The organism is Entomomonas sp. E2T0, from assembly GCF_025985425.1.
Taxonomy (GTDB): Bacteria; Pseudomonadota; Gammaproteobacteria; order Pseudomonadales; family Pseudomonadaceae; genus Entomomonas.
In genome coordinates, this window is the sequence record NZ_CP094972.1 from 60817 (window position 1) to 86652 (window position 25836).

Annotated in this window: 23 protein-coding genes and 1 pseudogene; 7 read left to right on the top strand and 17 right to left on the bottom strand. The window is 34.9% G+C overall.

Features of this window, described 5'->3' with window-relative positions:
• Positions 1–38: 38 nt before the first annotated feature.
• The 10 genes and pseudogenes from thrC to dksA all read right to left on the bottom strand — a co-directional run bounded on the left by thrC (position 39) and on the right by dksA (position 8535).
• The gene (gene thrC, locus MTZ49_RS00320; RefSeq protein ID WP_264746449.1) at positions 39–1448 is read right to left on the bottom strand and encodes a threonine synthase; all 1410 of its coding nucleotides are present in this window, start codon (positions 1446–1448) and stop codon (positions 39–41) included.
• Between the two features lie 15 nt (positions 1449–1463).
• Positions 1464–2768, bottom strand: a complete 1305-nt coding sequence (locus MTZ49_RS00325; RefSeq protein WP_264746450.1) for a homoserine dehydrogenase — start codon at positions 2766–2768, stop codon at positions 1464–1466.
• An 81-nt stretch (positions 2769–2849) separates the two neighbouring features.
• Positions 2850–3386, bottom strand: coding sequence for a hypothetical protein (locus tag MTZ49_RS00330; protein WP_264746451.1), 537 nt, complete (start codon positions 3384–3386; stop codon positions 2850–2852).
• Positions 3387–4291: 905 nt separating this feature from the next.
• Positions 4292–4540 carry a hypothetical protein gene (locus MTZ49_RS00335; RefSeq protein WP_413774163.1) on the bottom strand — a complete coding sequence of 83 codons (249 nt, stop codon included), beginning with the start codon at positions 4538–4540 and terminating at the stop codon, positions 4292–4294.
• A 316-nt stretch (positions 4541–4856) separates the two neighbouring features.
• Positions 4857–5030: a YhfL family protein gene (locus MTZ49_RS00340; protein ID WP_264746453.1), complete on the bottom strand. Its 174-nt coding sequence runs from the start codon at positions 5028–5030 to the stop codon at positions 4857–4859.
• 384 nt (positions 5031–5414) lie between these two features.
• Complete coding sequence (locus MTZ49_RS00345) at positions 5415–5576, bottom strand: hypothetical protein (RefSeq protein ID WP_264746454.1); 162 nt, start codon at positions 5574–5576, stop codon at positions 5415–5417.
• 440 nt (positions 5577–6016) lie between these two features.
• Entirely contained in the window at positions 6017–6556 is a 540-nt protein-coding gene (locus MTZ49_RS00350; protein WP_264746455.1) for a hypothetical protein, read from the bottom strand.
• Between the two features lie 269 nt (positions 6557–6825).
• Positions 6826–6999 (bottom strand): annotated as a pseudogene (locus tag MTZ49_RS15770) (Arm DNA-binding domain-containing protein); the annotation flags it as partial.
• A 219-nt stretch (positions 7000–7218) separates the two neighbouring features.
• Positions 7219–8100 carry a tRNA glutamyl-Q(34) synthetase GluQRS gene (gluQRS, locus tag MTZ49_RS00355; RefSeq protein ID WP_264746456.1) on the bottom strand — a complete coding sequence of 294 codons (882 nt, stop codon included), beginning with the start codon at positions 8098–8100 and terminating at the stop codon, positions 7219–7221.
• A gap of 24 nt (positions 8101–8124) precedes the next feature.
• Positions 8125–8535, bottom strand: a complete 411-nt coding sequence (dksA, locus tag MTZ49_RS00360; RefSeq protein WP_413774200.1) for an RNA polymerase-binding protein DksA — start codon at positions 8533–8535, stop codon at positions 8125–8127.
• A 445-nt stretch (positions 8536–8980) separates the two neighbouring features.
• Between dksA and MTZ49_RS00365 the strand changes: the two genes are divergently transcribed.
• The 4 genes from MTZ49_RS00365 to MTZ49_RS00380 all read left to right on the top strand — a co-directional run bounded on the left by MTZ49_RS00365 (position 8981) and on the right by MTZ49_RS00380 (position 12617).
• Positions 8981–10153, top strand: coding sequence for a pyridoxal phosphate-dependent aminotransferase (locus MTZ49_RS00365; RefSeq protein ID WP_264746458.1), 1173 nt, complete (start codon positions 8981–8983; stop codon positions 10151–10153).
• Between the two features lie 3 nt (positions 10154–10156).
• Positions 10157–10873 carry a DNA/RNA nuclease SfsA gene (gene sfsA, locus MTZ49_RS00370; RefSeq protein ID WP_264746459.1) on the top strand — a complete coding sequence of 239 codons (717 nt, stop codon included), beginning with the start codon at positions 10157–10159 and terminating at the stop codon, positions 10871–10873.
• Positions 10874–11003: 130 nt separating this feature from the next.
• Positions 11004–11669: a fumarylacetoacetate hydrolase family protein gene (locus MTZ49_RS00375; RefSeq protein ID WP_264746460.1), complete on the top strand. Its 666-nt coding sequence runs from the start codon at positions 11004–11006 to the stop codon at positions 11667–11669.
• A gap of 27 nt (positions 11670–11696) precedes the next feature.
• Entirely contained in the window at positions 11697–12617 is a 921-nt protein-coding gene (locus tag MTZ49_RS00380) for an SdiA-regulated domain-containing protein (RefSeq protein ID WP_264746461.1), read from the top strand.
• Here the strand turns inward: MTZ49_RS00380 and yccS are convergent.
• Entirely contained in the window at positions 12614–14809 is a 2196-nt protein-coding gene (gene yccS, locus MTZ49_RS00385) for a YccS family putative transporter (RefSeq protein WP_264746462.1), read from the bottom strand. The two genes, MTZ49_RS00380 and yccS, sit on opposite strands and share 4 nt — an antisense overlap.
• A gap of 171 nt (positions 14810–14980) precedes the next feature.
• On the opposite strand from yccS, the gene MTZ49_RS00390 reads away from it, so the two are divergent.
• Entirely contained in the window at positions 14981–16219 is a 1239-nt protein-coding gene (locus MTZ49_RS00390; RefSeq protein WP_264746463.1) for a TIGR03862 family flavoprotein, read from the top strand.
• Here the strand turns inward: MTZ49_RS00390 and MTZ49_RS00395 are convergent.
• Positions 16194–16769 (bottom strand): rRNA large subunit pseudouridine synthase E, encoded by a 576-nt coding sequence (locus tag MTZ49_RS00395; protein ID WP_264747911.1) that lies wholly within the window; start codon positions 16767–16769, stop codon positions 16194–16196. The two genes, MTZ49_RS00390 and MTZ49_RS00395, sit on opposite strands and share 26 nt — an antisense overlap.
• Before the next feature lie 127 nt (positions 16770–16896).
• Positions 16897–17913 carry a helix-turn-helix domain-containing protein gene (locus MTZ49_RS00400; RefSeq protein ID WP_264746464.1) on the bottom strand — a complete coding sequence of 339 codons (1017 nt, stop codon included), beginning with the start codon at positions 17911–17913 and terminating at the stop codon, positions 16897–16899.
• Positions 17914–18073: 160 nt separating this feature from the next.
• Here MTZ49_RS00400 and MTZ49_RS00405 point away from each other — a divergent pair, with 160 nt between their 5' ends.
• Positions 18074–19030, top strand: coding sequence for an alpha/beta hydrolase (locus MTZ49_RS00405; protein WP_264746465.1), 957 nt, complete (start codon positions 18074–18076; stop codon positions 19028–19030).
• A gap of 27 nt (positions 19031–19057) precedes the next feature.
• Positions 19058–21280 carry a TonB-dependent siderophore receptor gene (locus tag MTZ49_RS00410; protein ID WP_264746466.1) on the top strand — a complete coding sequence of 741 codons (2223 nt, stop codon included), beginning with the start codon at positions 19058–19060 and terminating at the stop codon, positions 21278–21280.
• Positions 21281–21330: 50 nt separating this feature from the next.
• Here the strand turns inward: MTZ49_RS00410 and mgtA are convergent, their stop codons facing one another.
• The 4 genes from mgtA to MTZ49_RS00430 all read right to left on the bottom strand — a co-directional run bounded on the left by mgtA (position 21331) and on the right by MTZ49_RS00430 (position 25675).
• Complete coding sequence (gene mgtA, locus MTZ49_RS00415; protein WP_264746467.1) at positions 21331–24042, bottom strand: magnesium-translocating P-type ATPase; 2712 nt, start codon at positions 24040–24042, stop codon at positions 21331–21333.
• Positions 24043–24311: 269 nt separating this feature from the next.
• Entirely contained in the window at positions 24312–24530 is a 219-nt protein-coding gene (locus MTZ49_RS00420; protein WP_264746468.1) for a hypothetical protein, read from the bottom strand.
• A gap of 235 nt (positions 24531–24765) precedes the next feature.
• Positions 24766–25218 carry a hypothetical protein gene (locus MTZ49_RS00425; protein WP_264746469.1) on the bottom strand — a complete coding sequence of 151 codons (453 nt, stop codon included), beginning with the start codon at positions 25216–25218 and terminating at the stop codon, positions 24766–24768.
• On the bottom strand, positions 25208–25675 hold the full coding sequence (locus MTZ49_RS00430) for a MarR family winged helix-turn-helix transcriptional regulator (RefSeq protein ID WP_264746470.1): 468 nt from the start codon (positions 25673–25675) through the stop codon (positions 25208–25210). Before MTZ49_RS00430 ends, MTZ49_RS00425 begins: the two co-directional genes overlap by 11 nt.
• Between the last annotated feature and the right edge of the window lie 161 nt (positions 25676–25836).

The window sequence follows — 25836 nt, forward strand, 5'->3', positions numbered from 1 at the left end:
AATAAGGGAGCTATTTGCTCCCTTATCCATAATGACGATTACAGTGGCTTGCCTCTATTACCATGTTGGCTAACAAAAGCTTGTATTTTCGCTAAATCATTAGCAAGCACTGTACAACGTTCTTCACGTTTAAATAGATCAGTTAAATGGGCAGGAAGTTCAATAGCTTTTGCCACACCTGCTTTTTCCACTGCTTCTGGGAACTTCACAGGATGAGCAGTACCTAAAGTAACCATAGGTAAAGCTAAACTACGACGACATAAACGAGCCGCTCTTACTCCAATGGCAGTATGAGGATCTAATACTTCACCTGTTTGTTTAAATACTTCTGCGATAGTTGCACAGGTTTCTTCATCAGACACTGCTAATGAATCAAATAATTTACGTGCTTCTGTCCAACGATCTTGTTCTATAGAAAGCTGACCTGTTTGCTTAAAGTTATCTAATAACTCAGCTACAGCCTTACCATTGCGACCATGCAAGTCAAACAGCAAACGCTCAAAATTAGAGGAAACCATAATATCCATCGAAGGAGATAAAGAAGGATGCAACTGATCTTTATCATAATGGTTACCTGACATAAAGCGATGCAGAATATCATTACGATTAGTCGCTACAATCAACTGATTGATTGGCAAACCCATATTACGTGCTAAATAACCCGCAAAAATATCCCCAAAGTTACCTGTAGGCACAGAGAATGCCACAGAACGTGATGGTCCACCTAGTTGTAAAGCAGCATAAAAGTAGTAAACAACCTGCGCCATAATACGCGCCCAATTAATTGAGTTTACTGCTACTAAACGAGTACCTTTTAAGAAACCTTGATCTGCAAAGCTTGCTTTAACCATTTCTTGGCAATCATCAAAATTACCTTCAATGGCAATATTATGAATATTATCACCTAAGATAGTGGTCATTTGGCGGCGTTGTACTTCTGATACGCGATTATGTGGATGCAGAATAAAAATATCTACATTCCCACAACGGCGACAACCCTCAATGGCTGCTGAACCAGTATCACCAGAAGTTGCCCCCATAATCACTACACGTTCATTACGTTTAGCTAATACATAATCTAATAAACGACCTAGTAATTGTAAGGCAAAATCTTTAAAGGCTAAGGTTGGGCCATGAAATAACTCAAGTACCCATTCATTACCTGCTAAAGGACGTAATGGGGCTACTGCCTGATGAGCAAACACGCCATAAGTTTCTTCAAGAATTTGTTTAAAATCAGCATCAGGAATACTACCCTCAACAAAAGGGCGCATGACTTTAAAAGCTAGCTCGTGATAAGGTAAACCAGCCCAACTACTAATTTCTTCTACTGTAAAGCGAGGTAAATTTTCAGGCACATATAAGCCACCATCAGAGGCTAAACCTGCTAATAAAACATCTTCAAAGTTTAATGCAGGCGCTTGCCCGCGAGTACTAATATAACGCATAGTTAATACACTTTATTAATTTAGCTGTTCAACACGAACACGTACTACTTGCCCCTCTACACCCTCTAAGGCTTCAAGTGCAGTAATCGCATCATTCATTTTTGCTTCAGTTACTTTATGGGTAAGTAAAATCATTGGGACTTTACCATCCATTTCTTCTAACTCTTTTTGCATAATAGATTCAATATTAATACCACGCTCGGAGAGGATAGTCGCCACTTGAGCCAATACACCTGGAGAATCTTTAGCTTGAATTCGTAAATAATAAGCCGTTTCACACTCAGTAATAGGTAATACAGGTACATCAGATAATGCTGATGGTTGGAATGCTAAATGAGGCACACGGTTTTCAGGGTCAGATGTCATCACTCGCACAACATCTACTAAATCAGCTACCACTGCTGAGGCTGTTGCATCCATACCTGCACCTGCACCATAGTATAATGTTGAACCTACTGCATCACCATTTACCATTACAGCATTCATTACGCCGTTTACATTAGCTAGTAATTTCTCTGCTGGGATTAATGTCGGATGTACACGTAATTCAATACCTTGTTCTGTGCGTTTTGCCACACCCAAATGTTTAATACGATAGCCTAAAGCATCTGCATACAATACATCTTCAGAGGTTAGTTTAGTAATACCTTCTGTATAGGCTTTATCAAACTGTAAAGGAATACCAAATGCAATAGACGCTAAAATAGTTAATTTATGTGCAGCATCAATACCTTCCACATCAAAGGTAGGATCAGCTTCGGCATAACCTAACTGCTGCGCTTCTTTTAATACATCAGCAAACGCACGGCCTTTTTCACGCATTTCAGTCAGGATAAAATTACCTGTACCATTAATAATACCAGCCACCCAATTAATTTGATTACCCGCCAATCCTTCACGAATTGCTTTAATAATTGGGATACCGCCAGCCACTGAAGCTTCAAAAGCAACAATAACACCTTTTTCTTCTGCCTTAGTAAAAATTTCATTACCATGTACAGCAATCAATGCTTTATTAGCAGTAACTACATGCTTACCATTTTCAATTGCTTTAAGTACTAACTCACGAGCTAAGGTATAACCGCCAATTAACTCAACAACAATATCAATTTCAGGGTTATTTACTACATCAAAAACATCTTCCGTAATAGGGGTGCTACCTGTTTGACATTGTGGGTTAATAGAGCGAGCTGCAATTTGTGCTACCTCAATATCTCTACCTGCGCGACGAGCAATCTCTTGCGCATTACGCACTAATACATTAAAAGTACCACCACCGACAGTACCCAACCCACATATGCCAACTTTTACTGGTTTCAAGCTAATACTCCCACCTATTAACAAAATTAATGCGCAACATTACGAGGCTACGCGATATTAGTCAATAATTCTTTTACAAATTCATGGATTATTTTTTGGTTGCTGCTGATCCGCTATATTCTGTCCTGTCTGCGCTATACGCACTTTGTTATAACTATTAACAATAATATAAACTCGATCACCAACACGAATAATCTGGTTAGGGTCTACCTCTTGTACAATAGAAATTAAACGACCATCTTCACCATCTTGTTTAATAATCATTTCTACGCCATCAGTACGAGTTAAGCCTTCTTCGGTTACTGTACCAATTAAACCTACAGCCACTGCACCAATCACCGCCCCTACCACAGCACCAGCCGCATCACCAAATGAATTAGCCCCACCTGAAGCACCAGCAGCACCTCCTGCAATAGCACCAGCGCCAGCACCTACACCGCTTCTCGAACCATCTATTCTAACAGGTCTCAAATTAAGAATCGTACCCAAGGTCACATTTTGTATATTACGTACTTCTTCTCTTCCATAAGTTTTACTGTCTAATTTAGGCATACAACCAGCAATACCTAACAATAATAAAAGTACTGTTAATACTGTAATATTCTGCGTAATTTTCATAACTTTTCCTAAATATGAAGAATTTCTTAATACTGTCTATATTACCTATTATGCCACAGATAATATGATACTGAAAAACTAATAGAAGCCAGTAAATACAAATAAGAGAGGTATAAGATACTTTATAAAATGATGACTAACTATCGTTCTTATTCATTTTACATTGAAATACAATCGATTTCTTTAGAGATAACACTAACCCCTTAACTACTCTTCTATTAGTGTTACCCCTAAGAAACCAAAATCAATGATGATTATAAATTATTCTCGATATACTCTTGTACATCTCTATCAGCATAAGAATTGTCGTACGCAATACCTAAAAACTCCATTGATTTAGCTGCTGATTGTACACAACTAATTTTTACTTTAAATCTATCTGTTTATTTTTAGCAGTTCACTAAAACTTATCTTATATCATAGTAAACTAATATTAATTTAGACTTAAAACAACAAATATTTTATATAGCCACTGTTATTTCTTGTTTTTTAGGAATGGAATAAAATACGATGAATAAGATATTAATTTTATTGATATATTCTATTTTAATTTTTAATAACACCTCTATTTACACTCTTATTCTATATTTTATCTATTTAATAAAGGCCATTAATTTAGTAATAGTATTATTATTTTTTAACTACAAATAGCAAATTTTAATTTTTAATTTCGCAGGTATAAAAAAATCCCTAATTTCAAAAGTTGTTTACCTTAACATCTATTTAACTATAAGTCTTGTTAATCAATAACTTTCATAAAATAGCTTATTGAAAAATGTTTACATTAATGTTTACTTTGTTGTTAAGGCGGGTTACTTCTGGGTTACTCTTTTTTATGGACTCAGATAATTCAAAATATTTCTATAACTAACTTGATCTATAGCGACTTGATAAACAACTTATAATTATTGTTTTGCTTTATTGGCTAAAGCTACTTGATTGCATTGTTCTAATTGTTCGTCTGTTAGCTTGACTAGGTCGCGTTTTCTTTGTTCACCTATAATAATATTAAGGGCTGTCGGTTGTTGCGTAGTTGGATGTGGCTCTGGTTTATTTCCGTAAACTCTAGGCTTTAATTTAGAAGCTATCCACATCCTAGTTTGTATCTGTAGTTTAGCCTTAGTTAATGCGCCACCTGTGCAATAACACAGCAAGTAGTTTAAAAAGAGGGTTATATTAGCAAATCACTATTTTTATTAAATTATGGTTACTGTAACAGGTGCTTTTTTATGGACTGACAAAATTATATAAGTGTTATTTGCTCGCGCATGAGGGTGGTTACTCTCTGGTCACTTTTCGCGCGTTGGGAGAGTCTTTTTTGGTTCTCTAAATAAAAAACTTTAAATTATAAGAATATTATTCTTACATTAATATAAAGAATTTTCTTATTTTTAGAAAATTCTTTATATAAGTATTAAAAATCTTAAAAAGCCTACCTAGTGACTAATTGCAAGACTTCATATCATAAAATTATTTATGGTTAGCTACAGGTCCACAGCCACCAATTACTTTAGAGATAGATACATCTGGGTGCAGGAAATAATCATAACTACAATTTCTTTCATTATTATAAACATGGCCAGTACAACCAGAAAGAAAAGCGACAATAGAAGTGACAGCAATTAGTTTAATAAAATGTTTCATAACATTAATCCTTAGTATATAAATCATTAAATATAAAAATATGGGTTATCTATCCCCAAGTTAATATTAGCACGTCGCTAATAATCATAAAAAAATATCTCTGTTTTTCAGATTTAACAAATATGATTTTCCTTGTGTAAGGGTAGTTACTATCTAGCCACCTTGTCTATTAAATAGAATAAATTATATGTGTGCATGGGGGTGGTTCTCGTGGTTCTTTTTTGTTCTCTCAATAAAAAAACTTTAGCCCATAATAAATACAAACTAAAGTTATAAGCTTATGTCTATCAAATATAAAAAATGGTTAACTATATTTAACGAGTACAATAATAATATTATTGATTCTGTTTATTAATTAGCTAATAGGCTAATTGTTTTATCTGGCTAGCTAGGATTGTTATTGTTAATTTTTAACCAGTAATAGCTCGATTTCGCGATATTAGTCACTATAACAGGAGCTTTGTGTACTAACCCTATTAAATCAAACTGATCTATTAATCTATGTTGTAGTAGATAATCAGGGGTAACATTAAGTATATCAGCCATTTGATTAAGCCATGTTTGCTGTTGTATGGTTAGTTCGGTTAATTAGAGTAATTTCAGGACATCTTGAGAGTACACCAACAATTCACTTTTTATAATGTCCTTATGCTGTTTTATATGGTTGGCTATTTCTTTCGTCACTAGATGAGTATGTGCAATATAAAAGGGCAATAGTTAAGGCGTTTAATAGAAGATTTTTTGTAATACAGTTTGTATTTGCATTTATTTAAGTATGCTTAAATTTTTAGTTATTTTTATACGACTAAATTTGTATTTTTAGTTGCATTTCTGCGCCACACTCAATATTTTAGATAGAGCTTATCTTTGTTGTGGGACAGGGGTTAAATAGGTACGTTTAATACATAACATTGATTCTTTTTTGCTTTAGCAAGAAAAAATGATATTAAAAATCCCCTGACTAATTCTAGAAAGGGGCTTCATTTTTAAGGATTATAAACTAACTGGCTGTCAACCATCGTACCAATATATTGGCCTCTGTATATCTCACTATTTGACCACTCTATGTCTGAAGGCAACCCGATAAGTTTTACCATATGGTTTACTGAACGAGCCTTAAACTTTAATCCACCAGCTTTATTATCAATTATTGTTAAACTTTTTGTATCATCAGCAAAATATCCTAAAAAATTTGCTAATATTAAGGGTTGAAAATTAGTTTGCCCTTCTGGAAACTCAAACTCTATATGAGAAAGCTCATGATATTCTGTATATTCAGATAATCCCGTAGTGATTAAAAGCTTAACTCCAGAAGGAACAGGTTTGGTAGTGGAAAAACAAAAACTTATATCATAATTAATATAATCATTTAACCCCCAGTTGGTTAAACCATATTGAGTTTTTCCTTGATATATTTCAGTAAAGATATTATTAACATCTAATGGTCCTACAGAGGAATAGGTTCGTGCAGAATTATTACTACTAGCAATATATAAATTATTAGGCGCTCTATTACCATTTGCCATTTTTAAATCTCCTTTGTTGTTTAATGGAGATTACATTATAATTAGCATAAGCTTTTGATTCTTCTTGCTTTAACAAGAACAATAGACATAAAAAAACCAACAATTAAGTTGTGTTTTCTTAGTAAGAATTTTGAATTATAGTAATATTATTTTAATGTCAGTTTTTTTCACGCTCTTAAACAATGATAGAAAAAGCCCTTATTTTGTAAACATTACCGTTATAATTAAAGGAGCACAATGATTACATTGTAAGGTATAGGTAAAAAGCGTTATTTTGTAAGGTTTGCAAATTTGGCTTTTTCTCTTTTTTTACTGGCTTCTTTTAAAGTAACCTCTGGATAATTGCCAAAAGTTAACTCATTTTCACGCTTATCAGGTCGTTTAGATTTTAACCGCCAACTTCTAATACCGTTTTTCTTAACTAATAAGAATAGGCCACTACCATCAAATAATTTATAGGGTTTATCTTATGGTTTTGCAGTATTAACTTTGTTGTCTGTTAGAGGGGTTATTAATCTAGCCATGATTTAACCTATAGTAAAATTAATTTAATATTTACACCCCTACTTATACCCCTATTTTGATTAGCCATCCATAGATAAATGAAAATTTATCATTGTACATAATTCTATATTTACAAATACTTAGATAATATATTTATATCAATATGGATGTGTGTAAACCATAAATTGATTTTTAGGAATTAAATCAACACACCAATTAGTTATTGCATAATTTAAAATTTGTTGTGGTGTTTCTTTATATAAGTTTGTTTCTACAGGTTGACCTAAAACTTCTAGCGCTGTTATTAACAACTTACTAGCTTCTACTATAGGTAGAATAGGTGAACACTGTGTTTTACTTAACTTATGGCCATTTACATCTAACAATATGGGAACATGTAAATACTTTGGCATAGAAAACCCTAGTAGTTCTTGTAAGTAAAGCTGCCTAGGCGTTGAATCTAATAGGTCTGCACCCCTCACAATATCAGTAATCCCTTGTTCAGAGTCATCTAGCACTACCGCTAACTGATAAGCAAAAAAACCATCTCGACGCTTAATAATAAAATCCCCAACTTCTTGCCCCAAATGCTGAGAGAAATTACCTTGCACACGATCAATAAACTGATAAATTAACTCTGGTACACGAATTCTAATAGCGGCGTCTAAACGAGGCTTTAATGCATCACGACAAAAATTTGGATAAATTGAATAGTTTTCTAATTGTTTTCTTGAACAGGTACAAGCATAAGCTAGTCCATTATTAAATAGCTTATCTATTACCAACTCATAATCAGCCAAACGACTGCTTTGGTATAAAATTTCACCATCCCATTCAAAACCATAAGCTTCTAAAGTGCGTAGAATATTTTCCGTAGCACCTACCACTTCCCTAGGAGGATCAATATCTTCAATACGAATAAGCCATTTGCCATTTGCTGCTTTAGCATCCAAGTAAGAAGCCAAAGCAGCAACTAATGATCCTAAATGCAAACCCCCACTAGGAGTGGGGGCAAAGCGACCAATATAAGGCTTAGGCATAGCTAACAAAGGATAACAAAAATACTATAGACCTGTTTGCTTCTCTTTTATCTCTGCTAATGTTTTACAATCAATGCAAAGTGTTGCTGTTGGACGCGCTTCTAAGCGGCGAATACCAATCTCAACACCACAAGAATCACACCATCCATAATTATTTTCTGCAATCAATTGTAACGTATCATCAATTTTCTTGATTAATTTACGCTCTCTATCACGAGTTCGTAGTTCCAAACTAAACTCTTCTTCTTGAGTTGCTCTATCTGCTGGATCTGGAAAATTAGCAGCATCATCCTGCATATGCTCAACTGTACGAGTCATATCCTCTACTAGCTCTGCGCGCCATTTTTTAAGAATCCCTGCAAAATGTTCGCGCATTGCTTCGCTCATGTATTCTTCACCTTTCTTTTCTTTATAAGGTGTGAATCCTTGACCGATAGTTTCTTCAGAACCTTTCTTTTCTGGAGTTTTTTTAGCCTTAGCCACTGCTTTTCCCTCTTTTTAAAACAAACCACTTAAAGGATATTAAACCTTTATTAATAAGCTTTAATAAAAATTTGACGGCGCAAATTATCAGATAGTGAGAAACTAATCTAGTACTACTTTAGTCTTTCTCTATCATTTAACCCATTAAATTAAAAAATTTATGCAGTAACGCAAAAATAATTAACTTAATATCATTAATCCTAGCATTAATCAACAATCAAAATAACTTGTACAATATAATATTTCCTAAAATACTACAAGGTAAAATGTACAAAGTTTAGTGAATAGTTCCTTACAAAAAAGAATAAGTGATATAACAATTAGTATTGACTTAATTATTTCTTAATTTTGTTATCATATAATATTTAATCAAGGATATAACAAGGCATTTACCCTTATGAATAAGACTTTCACTAAACGTAGTGAATCTATTGAGCCCTTTCAAGTCATGGCTTTATTAGCTAGGGCAAATGAATTACAAGCTGAAGGTAAGCAAGTAATACATTTAGAAATTGGTGAACCAGACTTCACCACAGCTGAGCCAATTTTAGAAGCTGCCAAAGCGGCTATTGATGCGGGCTATACACAGTACACACCTGCACTTGGCTTACCTGCGTTACGTAAAGAAATAGCTAAACTCTATAAAATACGCTATAACCTTGATATAGACTACAAACGTATTTTAATTACCCCTGGTGGTTCTGGTGCCCTACTATTAGTCAGTGGTTTACTGGTCGAAGCTGGTCAGCACTTGCTAATGGCTGACCCTGGTTACCCCTGCAACCGAAATTTTTTAAGGTTGGTAGAGGCCGATGCAAAAATGATCCCCACAGATCATACTAGCAATTACCAACTAACCCCTAAACTACTAGAACAACATTGGGACAACAATACAGCAGGTATTTTAGTTGCCTCACCTGCTAATCCAACAGGCACTATTTTAAATAAAGATGAATTAGCAGCACTTGCCAAAACTTGCCAACAACATCAAGGTTATTTTATTTCAGATGAAATTTACCATGGTTTAACCTATGGCGTAGAGGCACCTAGTGCTTTAGAAGTAGATGATAACGCTTATATTCTTAACAGTTTCTCCAAATACTATGGAATGACTGGCTGGCGTTTAGGTTGGTTAGTAGCTCCACTAGAAGCTGTAGATAGCTTAGAAAAATTTGCACAAAACGTTTATATCAGTGCTACTAGTGTTTCTCAATACGCTGCATTAGCTTGTTTTAAACCCGAAACACAAACTATTTTAGAGGCACGTCGAGCAGAATTTGCCAAGCGTCGTGACTTTTTATTACCTGCTTTAACAGAGCTAGGTTTTAAAATTAAAACTAAACCTGATGGTGCATTCTATCTTTATGCTGATGTTTCAGCCTTTACTGATGATGCTTATAAATTCTGTTATTACTTTTTAGAAAATCAACATGTTGCTTTTACACCTGGATTAGATTTTGGTAACTATCACTCTAATCAACATGTGCGCTTCGCTTATACCCAAAGTTTGCCTGTATTAGAAGAAGCTGTTAACCGTATCGCTCGTGGCCTACAAAACTGGCAAGGTTAAACAATGCAATTTGATCCCCCTTTAGAAGAAGCAATACTTATTAAACGTTATAAACGTTTTTTAGCAGATATTAAAACTGCAACCGGTGAAATATTAACTATTCATTGCCCAAACACTGGTTCTATGCTTAATTGTATGAGTGAAGGTTGCCGCATTTGGTTTAGTCGCTCAACAGATCCTAAACGTAAATCAGCAGGTTCATGGACACTATCTGAAACACCACAAGGTAGGCTTGCATGTGTTAATACACATTTAGCTAATAAGCTAGTAGAAGAAGCCCTACAGCGAGGTGTTATTAAGGAATTACTAGGGTTTAATCAACTACGTCGTGAAGTCAAATACGGTCAAGAAAATTCTCGTATAGATTTTTGTCTAGATTATCCTAATAAAACCACTACTTATTTAGAAGTTAAGAGTGTCACTCTTGGGTATGATAATAGTGATATCGCAGCCTTTCCGGATGCGGTAACTAGTAGAGGTAGTAAGCACCTTAGAGAGTTAGCCGAATTGGCAAAACAAGGAACCAATACTGTTCTTCTTTACTGTGTTAATTTAACTAATATTTCTGCTGTCAGAGCATGTAAAGAAATTGATGCAAACTATGCTAAAACACTGCAATTAGCTCATCAAGCAGGAGTAAAAATTTTAGCTTATAGTTGTAATATTACTCCACAAGAAATTGCAGTTACAAAATCTATAGAGGTTATTTTAGATAGTTAAAAGTGAACATGTTTATAATTAAAAATAATTGTTATTTTAAGCAGTTGTTTTCTACTATAAAATTAACTAACTTATTAAAGTTTAATAAGTTGCTAACAACGATAAATTATTTCTGGTTTGAGTTTTTACTATGAGTTATCAACACCAATATATTGATGGTACAACTATTCATTTTGCTGTAGGCAAAGTGGTATGTGTAGGGCGCAATTATGCAGAACATGCAAAGGAATTAAACAACCCAATACCTACTGAGCCTATTTTATTTATTAAACCAGCTACATCTATTGTCAGCAGTAATGGCGGTTTTACCATTCCACACCATCGTGGCGCTGTCCACTATGAAGCTGAAATTGCGGTACTCATTGGTAAACAACTTGCTGGCTCTGTTAGTCAAACAGATGTAATTGAAGCCATAGCTGGTTTTGCACCTGCCTTAGATCTAACACTACGCGATGTGCAGGCAAAACTTAAAGAAAAGGGCTTACCTTGGGAAATATCTAAAGGTTTTGATGGTGCCTGTGTATTAACACCATTTGTTCCTGCGAGTAATTATCCTAACCTAACAGATATCGATATCCGTTTAACTATTAATGGAAATATTTGTCAACAAGGTAATAGTAGCGAAATGCTCACACCTATTGTGGAACTTATTCAATATATTGCTAATAATTTTACCTTATTACCAGGTGATGTTGTATTAACAGGTACACCAAAAGGTGTTGGCCCTTTAAATACAGGTGATAGATTAGTGATGGAACTACCTGAACACTGTCATTTTGTATCTGAGGTTATTTAAGCTCTCATTGATGAGAAGGTATTTAAATTGGCTAAATTTTTTACTAAAAAAATAACTATCTTTATAGTTATTCTACTATTGTTAATTATCTCACTTTATTTTGTTAATCAAAAACTTCGTGTTTATGACCGTGTTGCATACAGTATTAAAGAATGGCGCCATGCTAATGAATGGAAAAATAAATCCCTGTGGCTGCCAGATTATAAAGTTATCATAGAAGCAAAACCTATCAAAACTATTGATAACAATCTATCAGGTCTAACATGGAACCATGACACAAGAACGCTATTTGCCGTTGTCAATAATCCACAACAAATAATTGAACTATCCACCACAGGTGAATTATTACGTAGTATAAAACTAACAGGTTTTGGTGATCCTGAAGCAGTTGAATACATAGGAGATGAACGCTTTATTGTAGCCGACGAAAGAAGGCAAAAACTTATTAAAGTGATTATTACACCTACTACCACTGAAATTAACACGGAGGGCCTACAACAACTTACACTTGGTATGGGCTTAACTGACAACAAGGGAATTGAAGGGCTAGCTTGGGACTCTGCAAATAAAAAGCTTTATGCTGCTAAAGAACGTGACCCTATCCACATCTATGAAGTAACTGGTTTCCCACAAAAACCTAATACAACCATGGATATAGAAGTAGGCAATAACCCTAACCGTGATCAACGTTTGTTTGTTCGTGATGTATCCAGTTTAGACTTCAATCAACAATATCAACATCTATTAGTACTATCTGATGAATCTAAATTAATTGTTGAGATTGATAAAAAAGGACGCCCTATTAGTAGCCTATCATTAAGATTCGCAAAAGGACTCACTAAATCGATACCACAAGCTGAAGGTATAGCAATGGATGATGAAAACAATCTTTATTTAGTGAGTGAGCCTAATCTATTTTATGTGTTTAAGAAAAAGACCAGTGACTAATTAGTCACTGGTTGTTCTATTGCCTGATGTTGCAATTGTGCAGATAATGTTCTAATACGTATTAGTTGCCTACAAATTAACGCTAATTCTGTTAGTACTAGTTTTAAATTATCATCCATTTCTTCGGGTAATTGTTCTAATTCTTTAGCTAATGACTCCTCTGTCTCACTCTTTAATTTAACAGGCTTTTTCAATAAAAGATCATTGGCTATTTCATCTAAGTCATCTGCAATGGTAGATATCACTCTTTCTAGTAAAGCATCTGTTTCAGTATCATCCTGCAATGTTTCTCGATGTGCACCTAAGGCTGATAAGTAACTTAGCACGGTATGAGAAACCACTAGAAAGCGAAAACCTGCATCGGCATCTTTTCTAAAGTAGCCAGGCTCTAATAACATACTGGCTAATGCACTTGATAAGGCAGCATCTGCATTATGGGCATTACGACGGGCAACTCGATAATCTAAATCATCTTCCTTGCCTGTCTCATATTGGCGCATAATTTCGCGTAAATAACGACTGCTAGTACTTAAGGTATTAGCTAAAACTCTATTTAATTGTCTACCCTGCCAATCAGGTAAAATTAAAAACACCGCAAAACCTGCAATAGCACAACCAATAAATGTATCCAATAAGCGTGGCATAATCATGGTAAAGGCTGAGCTACCCATTTGATTAAAACAACACAAAATCATTAATGTAATAAAAGCTGTCGATAACGTATAACGACTTACTCGATAAGCAAAGAATAAAACCCCTGCGATAATAGTAATAATCGATTCCACAATTAAACTAGGGAACAATGTAATCAATGCCCAACCACTTACCACCCCAATAACTGTACCTATCATCCGTTGCACTAGACGCACTCTTGTTGCACCATAACTTGGTCTACAAACAAATAGTGTTGTCAGTAAAATCCAAAAACCATATTCAGCATTTAATAAATGCATTAACCCATAACCCACAGAAAGAGCAATGGCTATACGTACAGCATGACGAAATGTTAATGAAGTAAAAGAAAGATTTTGTTTTAAACGAATAAATGCTTCTTTAAAAGTATGTACTTCTCGATCAAATAAACTAATATCTTGATGGGTTAATGCATCAGGGTTTTTAGCATCCACTAACTTTTGCTCTAACACGGTTAAATTTTGTGCTAAAGCACGTACTGAGCGTAATAATCTTCTATTGGTTTCTGGCTGTTGTTTCACATAATCAATAGATTTTTTTAAGTCCTCTAAAGCTTCTGTACTTTCACTGTAAGCAAAGGGTTCCTTTAAACGAATGGCTTTAGCTAATAACTGACAAGCCCTACCTTGATGGTGTAACAATAACTGACAACGAAATAATACATCACTATGAAAAAATGCTTCACTTAACGCATCATAAGGATAATGCGATGAACTTGCTCGCTCATGAATATCCTGAGCAATAAAGTAAAGTTTTAAATAACGGCTTACCTGAGGATTATGACGGCTACCTTTCATTCTATTTAATATGGTTTCTTTTGCCACATTAAGGGCAGCTACTACCTTGCCATTTTGTTTAGCTAAAGCTAATCTCCTTTCCTCAATATCTAAGCGCCTAACGGGCTCTATCAAAGTTGCTTTAATTCTTAGATATTCACCCAACTCATAAAATAAACTCGCTAATGCATATAGCACAGGTTGATGAGCAAATAGAAAACTCCAAACAACCGATAACACTCCATACCATGCAGCACCAACGATTAATGCGATACTATCACGCCAAATATGTGGATTATTCATCTCAATATGTTGGCTAACACTAATCATAGTATAAATAGAAAGAATTAATGTCGCCATGCCAATGGTACTGTAACGACTACCAATAGCACCCAACAAGGTGAGAAAAAAAGCAGAGGTAGCAAGACCTACAGCAAATAACCATGGATAAGGGAATAAGATAGTAACAGAGGCAGATGTAATACTAAAACAGACTAATGTTACAATAAGAGCCTTTAATCTTCCCTGCCAATTATCATCAGTCTCCGCTAAAGCACTTGCAATAATACCTAAAAATAAAGGTACTAATAATGATAATTCATCTCGCCACCAACATACTGCCATTACTCCTGTTAAAGCAATAAATACCCTTATACTATAAGCAACCCGCTCTAGCGACCATAAATTATAGAGTGTATTTGTTAACGAACGACTGCCCGCCATTATTAATTAAAACCTCAATCTGTTTTTTCTGATGTTATATCGCTATATAATAAACTAAATCCATGCATACATTTTAAGATTGTTATAGCATACAGCCTTTATTCAGCTTAGCCTATTAGCTATTCTATTAATATTAAGTGATTTATAATAATCCTTATTTATGGCTAATTTATGACAACCAATACTGATCAACCTGTTATTGCTATTATTGGCGGAGGGCCTGCTGGCCTTATAGCGGCTGAAGTTATTAGTCAGCAAGGTTTTAGTGTGCATATTTTTGATCGTATGCCTTCAGTAGGTAGAAAGTTTTTATTAGCAGGTATTGGTGGTTTAAATATCACTCACTCCGAACCTTTTAATCAATTTAGTCAACGTTATATCCCTACTAACAGTCTAACACCCTATCTACAAAAATTTAGTACAGAACAGTTGCTAAGATGGTGCCATGGTCTAGGTATTGAAACCTTTATTGGCAGTTCAGGACGTATTTTCCCCAAAGAAATGAAGGCAGCGCCCCTATTACGAGCATGGCTAAAACGTTTACGAGAACAAGGTATACAATTCTATACGCGACATACTTGGCAAGGTTGGGATAGGGAAAATAATCTTATTTTTACTACCCCTGCAGGTATCAAAAAACTCACTGCTAATGCTACTTTATTAGCCTTAGGTGGTGCTAGTTATCCTAGACTAGGAACAGATGGCCAATGGTTAAGCTATTTACAACAAAGACAAATTAATTGTTCTGCTTGGCAACCATCAAACTGTGGATTCGAAGTTAAAGGTTGGTCTAGTATTTTTAAAGAAAAATATGCAGGCTCGCCAGTTAAACAAGTCACCTGTTCTTTTATAGATGCACAAGGAAAACAGCAGCAACAGCTTGGTGAATTATTAATTAGCCAATACGGTGTAGAAGGCAGTGCCATTTATGCTTTATCTACTCCGCTACGAGAAACCATTAATAAACAAGGTAGTGTTACCCTATACCTTGATTTATTTCCTCAAACCTCTTTAGAAAAGCTACAACAGCAACTAAGTAAAACGCAAGGTAGCCAATCTATTAGCAATTTTCTACGTAAGCAAATTAACCTTAAAGATATTAAAATGGGCTTAGTAAGGGAATTAGCTCCACAAGCCTTACAAAATTTAGCTAATCTACCCAAACTATTAAAAACTTTACCTATCATTTTAACCAAACCTAGACCCCTAGCAGAAGCTATCAGTTCTGCTGGCGGTGTTTGCTTTGATGAGTTGACCAATAATTTGATGTTAAAGAAACTGCCCAGTGTGTTCTGTGCTGGAGAAATGCTTGATTGGGAAGCACCAACAGGCGGTTATTTATTAACAGGCTGTTTTGCCACAGGCTATGCCGCTGGCTTAGGGATTATTGATTACCTTTCGGTAATATAGCAGGTACCTCTCTCCATTCACCTTGAGCCAATCCATCTAATGTCCAGTCACCTATTTTCACTCGTACTAAACGTAAGGTAGGTAATCCTACTGCTGCTGTCATACGTCGTACTTGTCGATTACGCCCTTCTCGTATGGTTAAAGCTAACCAATGGGTAGGTATAGTTTTACGAAATCTTACTGGTGGATCACGCTCCCACAAATCAGGCTCATCAATCAATTTAACTTGTGCAGGCAATGTTAAACCATCTTTCAACTCTACCCCTTTTCGCAACTGCTCTAGTTGTTGTTCAGTAGGTGTCCCTTCTACTTGTACCCAATAGGTTTTAGGTAATTTAAATTTAGGATCAGCAATTTTAGCCTGTAATTTTCCATCATTAGTTAATAGTAATAACCCTTCACTATCTCGATCTAATCGGCCTGCAGGATAAACACCTTTAACATTAATAAAATCCTTTAAGGTTTTTCTACCCTGCTCATCAGTAAACTGGGTGAGAACATCAAAAGGCTTATTAAACAGCAATAACTTGCTAGGCTCTGCTGCAACCAGCTTTTTTTGAAAGTTCTTTTTATAACTAGAATGACGAAATACAGCCATAGGAGAATTTATATATGTAATTAATTAGCTATAAATAATACCATACAAAAGCTACTTTATTATTTAACAATAGCGTCAATTACATTGTATAGATTTTTGTGCGTACTTGATTAGGGGTAACACCAAATTGTTTTTTAAAGGCAGTACTAAAATTAGCAGCACCACTATAACCTGCCAACAAAGCAGCTTCTAATACATTAACTTGATTATTTTCTAATGCGTTTTTTGCTTCAGTAAGCTTGCGACAACGTAAATATTCAAATACTGTCATACCCATCATATTACGGAAATTACGTTGCAATGTATTAGTATTAGTACCCACTTGTTGAGCAATAAAATCTAATGATAAATCTTTTACCTCTATCGTGTTTTCCAATAACTCTAATACTTTGTTAATTCGTTTCTTTTCATAGGGATGAATCTTTGTAGTATTGGTTACTAAACTTTGCTGCTCGGTTAGCATCATTAATGCTTCACTCACCATTTCTAATGTTAATCCCTCAACATATAAGTTTCTTAAAAAGGGTGAATAATCAGGTGGATTTAAAATTTTTTCAGCAATAACTTGCATATGCTTAGATACTAGATGTCGTTCAACCTTTAGATGTTGTTGAGAAAATTGAATAACCTTTTTATACCCTTCTAAACCTTCAAAACCACCTTTCTCTAACCAGCTAGGATCTATTCCCACCACTACTTTACGTAAATAACGACCTTCTTGCGCCTCTCTAGTAAATAACTCTTTGCGATCTACAGAAATTAATACTGCCTCAGGCACTATTGTTTTCTGTTGCTTATGTTTAACGCCTAAAGTAACTTTTCGCTCTCCATAGCAAACATCACATTGACCATTCAAAAACAACATAAAACCAATTCTTGGTTTAAGCTCAGCTTGTGTTTTTAAATTGTGAGCATCATAGCCATCTGATGTATGTAAAGTTAAACCATCACGTAACTTGATAAGGTTAAAGTTGCCTTTGAAGATATGGTTATCTGTACATTGTTGTTTATCAATAACGTGACATTTTCGCCCTACTACTTGAGTAAGTTTAGCAAGTTGATTACGGTCGACCATAGTATCTGAGTGAGAAAGCATTATAAATATACCTACCACCACAACTAACTAATTCGTTAATTGTGTTTTTTGCAAAACAATTTGTCGTTTACGCAAAATAAAGAAAAAGAAAAATAAGCAACAATATGCCCAATATTATATGATAATAATTCTCATTTTCATAAAGTTTTTTGGAGTATTTATGACTTTAAACAGCCTTAACTCAAATAAAAGTAAATTTAAAGCAATTGCTTTATCATTATTTACTCTTTTAACAGGCTGTTACACTCATACAATCCTTGCTAACTCTAATAATCAACAAGCAACATTTACAAGTACAGCTCAACAAATAACCCTACACTCATCTATCACTAATAAAGATTATCTTATTTATATTGCATCCCCTCAACAAGCTGCACCTAGCACTGGCTATCCTATTATCTACTTGCTCGATGGACACTTAACTTTTTCTCGTGCAGAAAGCCTAGCCAATAATTTAATAGAACAAGGGATTATAAAACCAATAGTAATAGTTGCTATTGATTATCAAGAGCAATGGCTAACATTCCGCGCCCAAGATTACACGCCACCCCATAATTCAACTATCACTAATGATCCATTTATTAAAGGGGAAGAAAATGGTGGTGGTGCTGAAAAGTTTCTAAAATTTATCACCACAGAATTAAAACCGTTAATTGAGCAAAAATATAATATAGATAGCCAACAACAAGCTTTATTTGGTCATTCTTATGGTGGTCTATTTACTTTATTTACCAGTTTTACTAAGCCAGAAAGCTTTCAATACTACTACGCTGCAAGCCCTTCAATCTGGTGGGATAATAAAGCCATTATCCGAGAATCAAGTCACTTTATTAATAGCCAGAAAACATATAACAAACCACCACAACTTATTATCAGTGTTGGCGGCTTAGAACAAACAGTTCCTACTAATAGTCCAGCGGCAAGAAAAGAAAAACTTGTTAAAAGAAACCAAGTAACTAATGCCAAAGAATTAGCAAATCTTCTAAGCAAAGATGCTTCTACAAAGTTACACACCCGTTTCTTTATTTTTCCTGAACAAAATCATGGTGCTGTAATTCCATTTGCCATTCAACAGGCTCTAACCAGTTTTTTTAGTAATCCACCATCACATCATTAAGCATTAATTTGAAGAGGTAACACACTCATGAAGTGTCGTAAGTTTGTAACTAGGCAGAATTTATTATTTCTATTAGTAACTAGTATTTGCCTACCAGTATTGGCACAAATCCAAATTACAGAAGAGCAAGACAATGCTATTCAACTTGATACCTTAGAAGTTTTAGGTACAGCCCAAGAAGAACTAAAACAAGCACCTGGTGTTTCTATTATTACTGCTGAAGATATTCGCAAAAGTCCGCCTGTTAATGATATTTCTGAAATCTTACGTAAACAACCTGGTGTTAACTTAACAGGTAACAGCGGTTCTGGTGCAAGGGGTAACAATCGACAAGTTGATATCCGTGGCATGGGGCCAGAAAACACCTTAATTTTAGTGGATGGTAAACCTATATCCTCTAAAAACTCAGTACGTTATGGTTGGCGTGGTGACCGAGATACGAGAGGTGATACTAACTGGGTACCAGCAGATCAAATTGAACGCATTGAAATTTTACGTGGTCCTGCTGCTGCACGTTATGGTTCAGGTGCCGCAGGTGGTGTTATCAATATCATTACTAAAGGTACAACTCAAGAACATCATGGCAACGTCACCATATATAGAAATATGCCTCAACATAAAAGTGAGGGGGTAACCAAACGTATTGATTTTGGTTTAAGTGGTCCCCTTGCTGATAATCTATCCTATCGTATCTATGGCAATCTTAATAAAACGGATGCAGATGATAAGGATATTAATAAAAATCATACTATTGGTAACTTTGCAACAGCAGGTCGTGAAGGTGTTCGTAATAAAGACATTAATGGCCTAATTAAATGGCAATTTACTCCTGAACAATCATTAGAATTTGAAGCAGGTTTCAGTCGACAAGGTAATATTTATGCAGGTGATAGTATGAATAACTCTTCTGCTGCTGCATTACAAGCTTTTCGTGACCCATGGATTGGTCGTGAAACAAACATAATATATCGTGAAAACTTTGCAATTACTCACCGTGGTAAATGGGATAACTTATCCTCTATGAGTTTTTTCCAATATGAAAAAACACGTAATAGACGATTGCAAGAAGGCTTAGCAGGTGGTCCTGAAGGTAATATTAACAGTAACGATTTTGGAACTATTAGTCTACGTAGTTTAACAGGCCATAGTGAAGTTAATATTCCCTTTTATGCTGTATTTGATCAAGTAGTAACTTTAGGTACAGAATGGAATGAACAAAAAATGGATGATCCATTCTCTAATACCCAAACAGTAACAGAAGGAGGAAGCATTCCTAGTATTACTGGTACTAACCGTAATACTAAGTCTTCTGCTACTATCAGTTCATTATTTGTAGAAAACAATATTGAATTAAGACCAGGTACTATCGTAACTCCAGGCCTTAGATACGATCATCACACTACAACGGGTAGCAACTGGAGCCCTGCTCTAAATATTTCTCAAGACTTAACGGATACTGTTACCTTAAAAGCAGGTATTGCTCATGCTTATAAAGCACCTAATCTGTATCAAACTAACCCTAACTATTTACTCTATAGTCGTGGTAATGGTTGTTGGGGAGCAGGTGGTAGTTGTTACTTAATGGGTAATAAAAACCTTAAAGCAGAAACCAGTGTTAATAAAGAATTAGGTATTGAATACAAACAAGATGGTTGGATCGCAGGTATTACATGGTTCCGTAACGATTATAAAAACAAGATCGAAGCAGGCCAAGGTATTATTGGTACAGCAACTGGTGGAACAGGCTCTTATGTTAACTCAGATATTTTCCAATGGGATAATGTACCTAAAGCAGTGGTTGAAGGGTTAGAAGGTAATTTAACCATTCCATTACACTATGATTTAACATGGACAAACAATTTCACCTATATGTTACAGTCCAAAAATAAAACAACAGGTGAGCCATTGTCTATTATTCCAGAGTTTACTATCAACTCTACAATGGACTGGCAAGCTACTGACGCACTATCATTACAAACTACAGCAACATGGTATGGCAGACAAACACCACCTAAATATGATTATCAAGGAAAACCTGTTAGTAAAGATGGCAAACGAGAAATATCACCTTATGTTTTAGTAGGCTTCTCAGGATCTTATGAATTTACTAAAAACTTACGAGTAACCCTAGGTGTTAATAATATCTTTGATAAACGTTTATACCGTGAGGGTAATAGTAAAGATGCTGGTGCTTATACTTATAATGAGCCAGGTAGAACGTTATATACCTCGATTACTGCATCCTTCTAATATTCATTTACTAAACACAAAAAAGGCACCTATTGGTGCCTTTTTTGTGTTTAGTACCATTGACCAAAACGACGGATATAAATGACCTTCATCGTTTGTGCAACCAAGCAATAGCACACTAAAGTACCTACTAACCAAGGGAAGTATTCCCATGGTAATGGTTGTAATCCAACCATGGCACCTAATGGTGAGAATGGGATATAAATACCTATCGCCATTACTAAACCAGTCATTAATAAAACAGGTAAAGCAGCTGTGCTTTGTACAAAAGGAATCTTTTGAGTACGTAACATATGTACTACTAAGGTTTGCGATAATAATCCCTCAATAAACCAACCTGATTGGAATAAAGATTGTAACTCTGGTGTATTAGCGGCAAACACATACCACATTAAAGCAAAGGTAGTAATATCAAAAATAGAGGACGTTGGGCCAATCCATAGCATAAAACGACCAATATTTTTAGCATCCCATTTGCGTGGTTTACGTAAAAACTCCTTATCCATTTTATCCCAAGGTAATGATAACTGAGAGATATCATACATTAAGTTTTGAATGAGCAAGTGGATAGCCAACATAGGTAAGAAAGGTAAAAAAGCACTGGCCACTAATACAGAAAAAACATTACCAAAATTAGAGCTAGCCGTCATATTAAGGTACTTCATGATATTACCAAAGGTCTCTCTGCCTTTAATAACCCCCTCTTCTAACACCATTAAACTCTTTTCTAATAAAATAATATCCGCTGATTCTTTAGCAATATCAGTACCTGTATCTACTGAAATCCCCACATCTGCATCACGTAATGCTGGAGCATCATTAATCCCATCACCTAAGAAACCCACTGTATGGCCATTGGCTTGTAACGCTTTAAGTACTCGTGATTTTTGCATAGGGGTTAATTTAGCAAAAACGGTATGTTCTTCTACTTTACTATGTAATGTCTCATCATCTAATAGGTCTATTTCTTTACCAATTAATGGTTCACCTGCATCCAAGCCTACTTCACGGCAAATTTTTAAAGTAATAACTGGATTATCACCCGTTAACACTTTAACGCCTACACCATTATCACGTAATGCAGTTAATGCAGCCTCTGCAGTATCTTTTGGTGGATCAAGAAAAGTTAAAAAACCTTCAATAACTAAATCTAACTCATCCGCTATCGTATACTGTGTACGAGAATCATCAGCTAATACTCTAGTACCCAATATTAATACACGAAAACCATCATTATTATAATCATCTGCAATTTTTAATAGCTGTTGGCGACGTTCTTCATTAATAGCTAAAAGCTGTCCATTTTCACGTACTTTAGTGGCTACAGAGAGCATTTCTTCTACAGCACCTTTACATACTAATAAACGCTCACCTTGTTTTTCTACAATGACAGATAGACGACGACGTACAAAGTCAAAAGGTAACTCATCAACTTTTTTCCACTCTTTTGGCTTTTTAAATTCTGGATGTTTTTTAGCAAAGCGAATAATCGCTTTATCCATTAAATTTTTTACGCCACTTTGGTGATGACTATTTAACCAAGCTAATTGCAAAATCTGATCGCGATTAGCTCCATTAATATCCACATGGCGTTCAAGAATAATTTTATCTTGGGTTAAAGTACCTGTTTTATCAGTACAAAGAATATCCATGGCACCAAAGTTTTGGATAGCATTTAAACGTTTTACCACTACTTTTTTGCGCGCCATTGCTACTGCTCCTTTAGCAAGATTCGCACTGACTATCATTGGCAACATTTCAGGGGTTAAACCTACTGCTACGGCCAAGGCAAACATAAAAGCTTCTGTCCAGTCACCTTTAGTAAAACCATTAATTAATAGCACTATAGGCACCATTACTAACATAAAGCGAATTAATAACCAACTAACGCTATTAACTCCTCTATCAAAAGCTGTTTGTGCTCTTGAGCCTACGATTGACTTAGCTAAAGAACCAAAATAAGTGTTTGCTCCTGTGGCTACTACTACAGCTGTTGCCGTACCACTTACCACATTGGTTCCCATAAAACAAATATTAGGCAGTTCTAATGTATCGTATTCACCAAGAGCTACTACATCAGCTGTTTTTTCTTTGACATTGCCTAAAGTATCGTACTTTTCGACAGGAATAGACTCGCCTGTTAATACTGCTTGGCTAATAAATAGATCGCGTGATTCTATCAAGCGCACATCAGCTGGAATCATATCCCCTGCTGATAAATGAACAATATCGCCCACCACGATATCACGCATCGCTATTTCTTTTATTTTAGGATTATTTCCCTCTTTATTACGACGTAATACAGTAGCAGTAGTTTTTACCATCGCTTTTAATGCTTCTGCGGCTTTATTTGAACGATATTCTTGCCAGAAACGCATGAAACCACTGATAGCTATCATCGTAACAACAATAATAACACCTGTTAAATCTGTATCTTCACCAGCCTTAAAAGGCAACCAAAAATCAGTATAAAAACTAACAGCACTTAGTGCCATTAATACGTAAATAAAGGGATTATTAAAGGCTGATAACAATTGAATGAGTGCGTGCGGAGCCTTATCATGGGCAACCGTATTTGCACCATCTCTTGCTAAACGTACTTCTACCTCTAGCTCATTTAATCCATCACGACTAGTTGCTAAGTTATATAAAGTTTTTTCTAACGTATTTTGTGCTTCATTGGCAGCGACTATATTTTGCTGACTTGTTTTACGGTTTTCTTGAGCTTGGGTTGTATACTCTTTGTTAGTGATAACAGTCATCTCTTCTTTCTCCTGTACACTATGGTGACAAGAGAAAATAACTGCCTATCTAAAAATTAGGCACGAAAATATCCCTTCACCATAGTGGTAAATAAAATTATTTGCTATTAAATTAATTAGTTTTTTCTGAATAGGTTCTGGTTCAGAAAAATCACTACTGGGAGGCTCTTCCATTTTTGGCTCCTATTATTTACTTGTAATTAAACTCCGTTATTAATAACGTTATTTAACAGTTTATTAAATAGATTTAATTAATCATCTCAAAGAACTTAACACGCCAATAAATAGTTATACGGCGCAGGCTCTTCTTCTGATTGATTAGTAGATACAAAACCACATTCTAAACACTGAGTTTGAGCATTTTTTTTCCAAACCAATACTTGGCGGAAAAGAGGTAAATTTGTATTAGCAGATTGCTTAACAGTGATATCTTTGTGGTTAAAGAAATAAACAAAAATGTTTAATGGGAAGATAGTTTTGAAGTTCATACTATTCACCTATAGCCCAACTCAGTGGCCATAAGTGAAACTGGCAACCTATTGAGCAGTTAAATTGTTATTTAGGCCAGTAAATACTGGCAACCGTCTCTGTTCGTTGTCCATAGTTTTTTAGTTAATCACTCTCACATATTGATTAAAATTGATAAGCCTTTAAATAGGCGTGGCGATTTTATTCCTTTCAATTTCTAAACGTCAAGCTATTTATTATTTTTTATAAGTTTTATTACCAACTATTAAAGGATTTTGATATTTTTATACCTTCTGTAAAATTCTTGCCCAACAACGACAATTGAACAATACCAATTGATAATTCAACAACTTGCATAATTACAAACCAACTATCAAATGCATTATTAGCTGCCTTATAATTTAAATAAATAGCTAATGGCACCATAACAAATAAACCATTAAAAACAATAAAAGGCATTCTTTTTTTCTTATTTAAAATAGGTAAATAATTAGATTCTTTCCCTAATAAAAAACCTGTCATGCCTGTTATCATCATCGCAACAATCATAAAAGGCAAACCGTAATAAACAATACTTTGTTTAACCAGTTTTATAGCTTGTTGATCTAAGAATAACTCACTAATAACTGTACTTCCCCAAAAAACGATCACCATCAATATCACTACATTAGCTACAATGCCATGTACTATTTTTATATTATTCATCATCTTCTCCTAATGATGAGGTGGGTAGCCGATCAGATAAAGTAGTTAATACACGTAATGTAGTAAATAAATCTTCAAACTTAATATTTTCTCCAAGGCCTGCTATCCAAACATCTGAAATACTCATTATTTGAGCAAAGACATTGTTACCTTTATCAGTTAATGCATATTGTGGAGAGCGCAAATTCTTTGGATTCATATGTGGGCGACATAATTTCTCAGCAATTAAATAATTAATTTGTTTTTGTACACCTTGCCTTGTAAGTCCCATAAACCCAGCAATTTGTGGCACTGTTATAGGCTTATTAGACATAGAAATAGCACCCAATATTTGCCATTGAGTACTCGTTAAACCAAAGGGAGTCACTAATTGATCCCCTTTATCCATAAATAGTGTTTTTAGCTGAAAAATCTTGATGATAATTTCATGCAATAGCTGAATTGAATTTGATTGATTCATTTTTATCCTTCCCTTAAATTGACAACCAGTTTTCATTATTGGAAATAAGTTGTCAATTATTTTTAACTATTAATCAAAAGATCAAACACCTTCTTATACAATGAATAACAATAGTAGTATGGATTCTTTATGTTAATAGGAATAACATAAGGCTATTTATC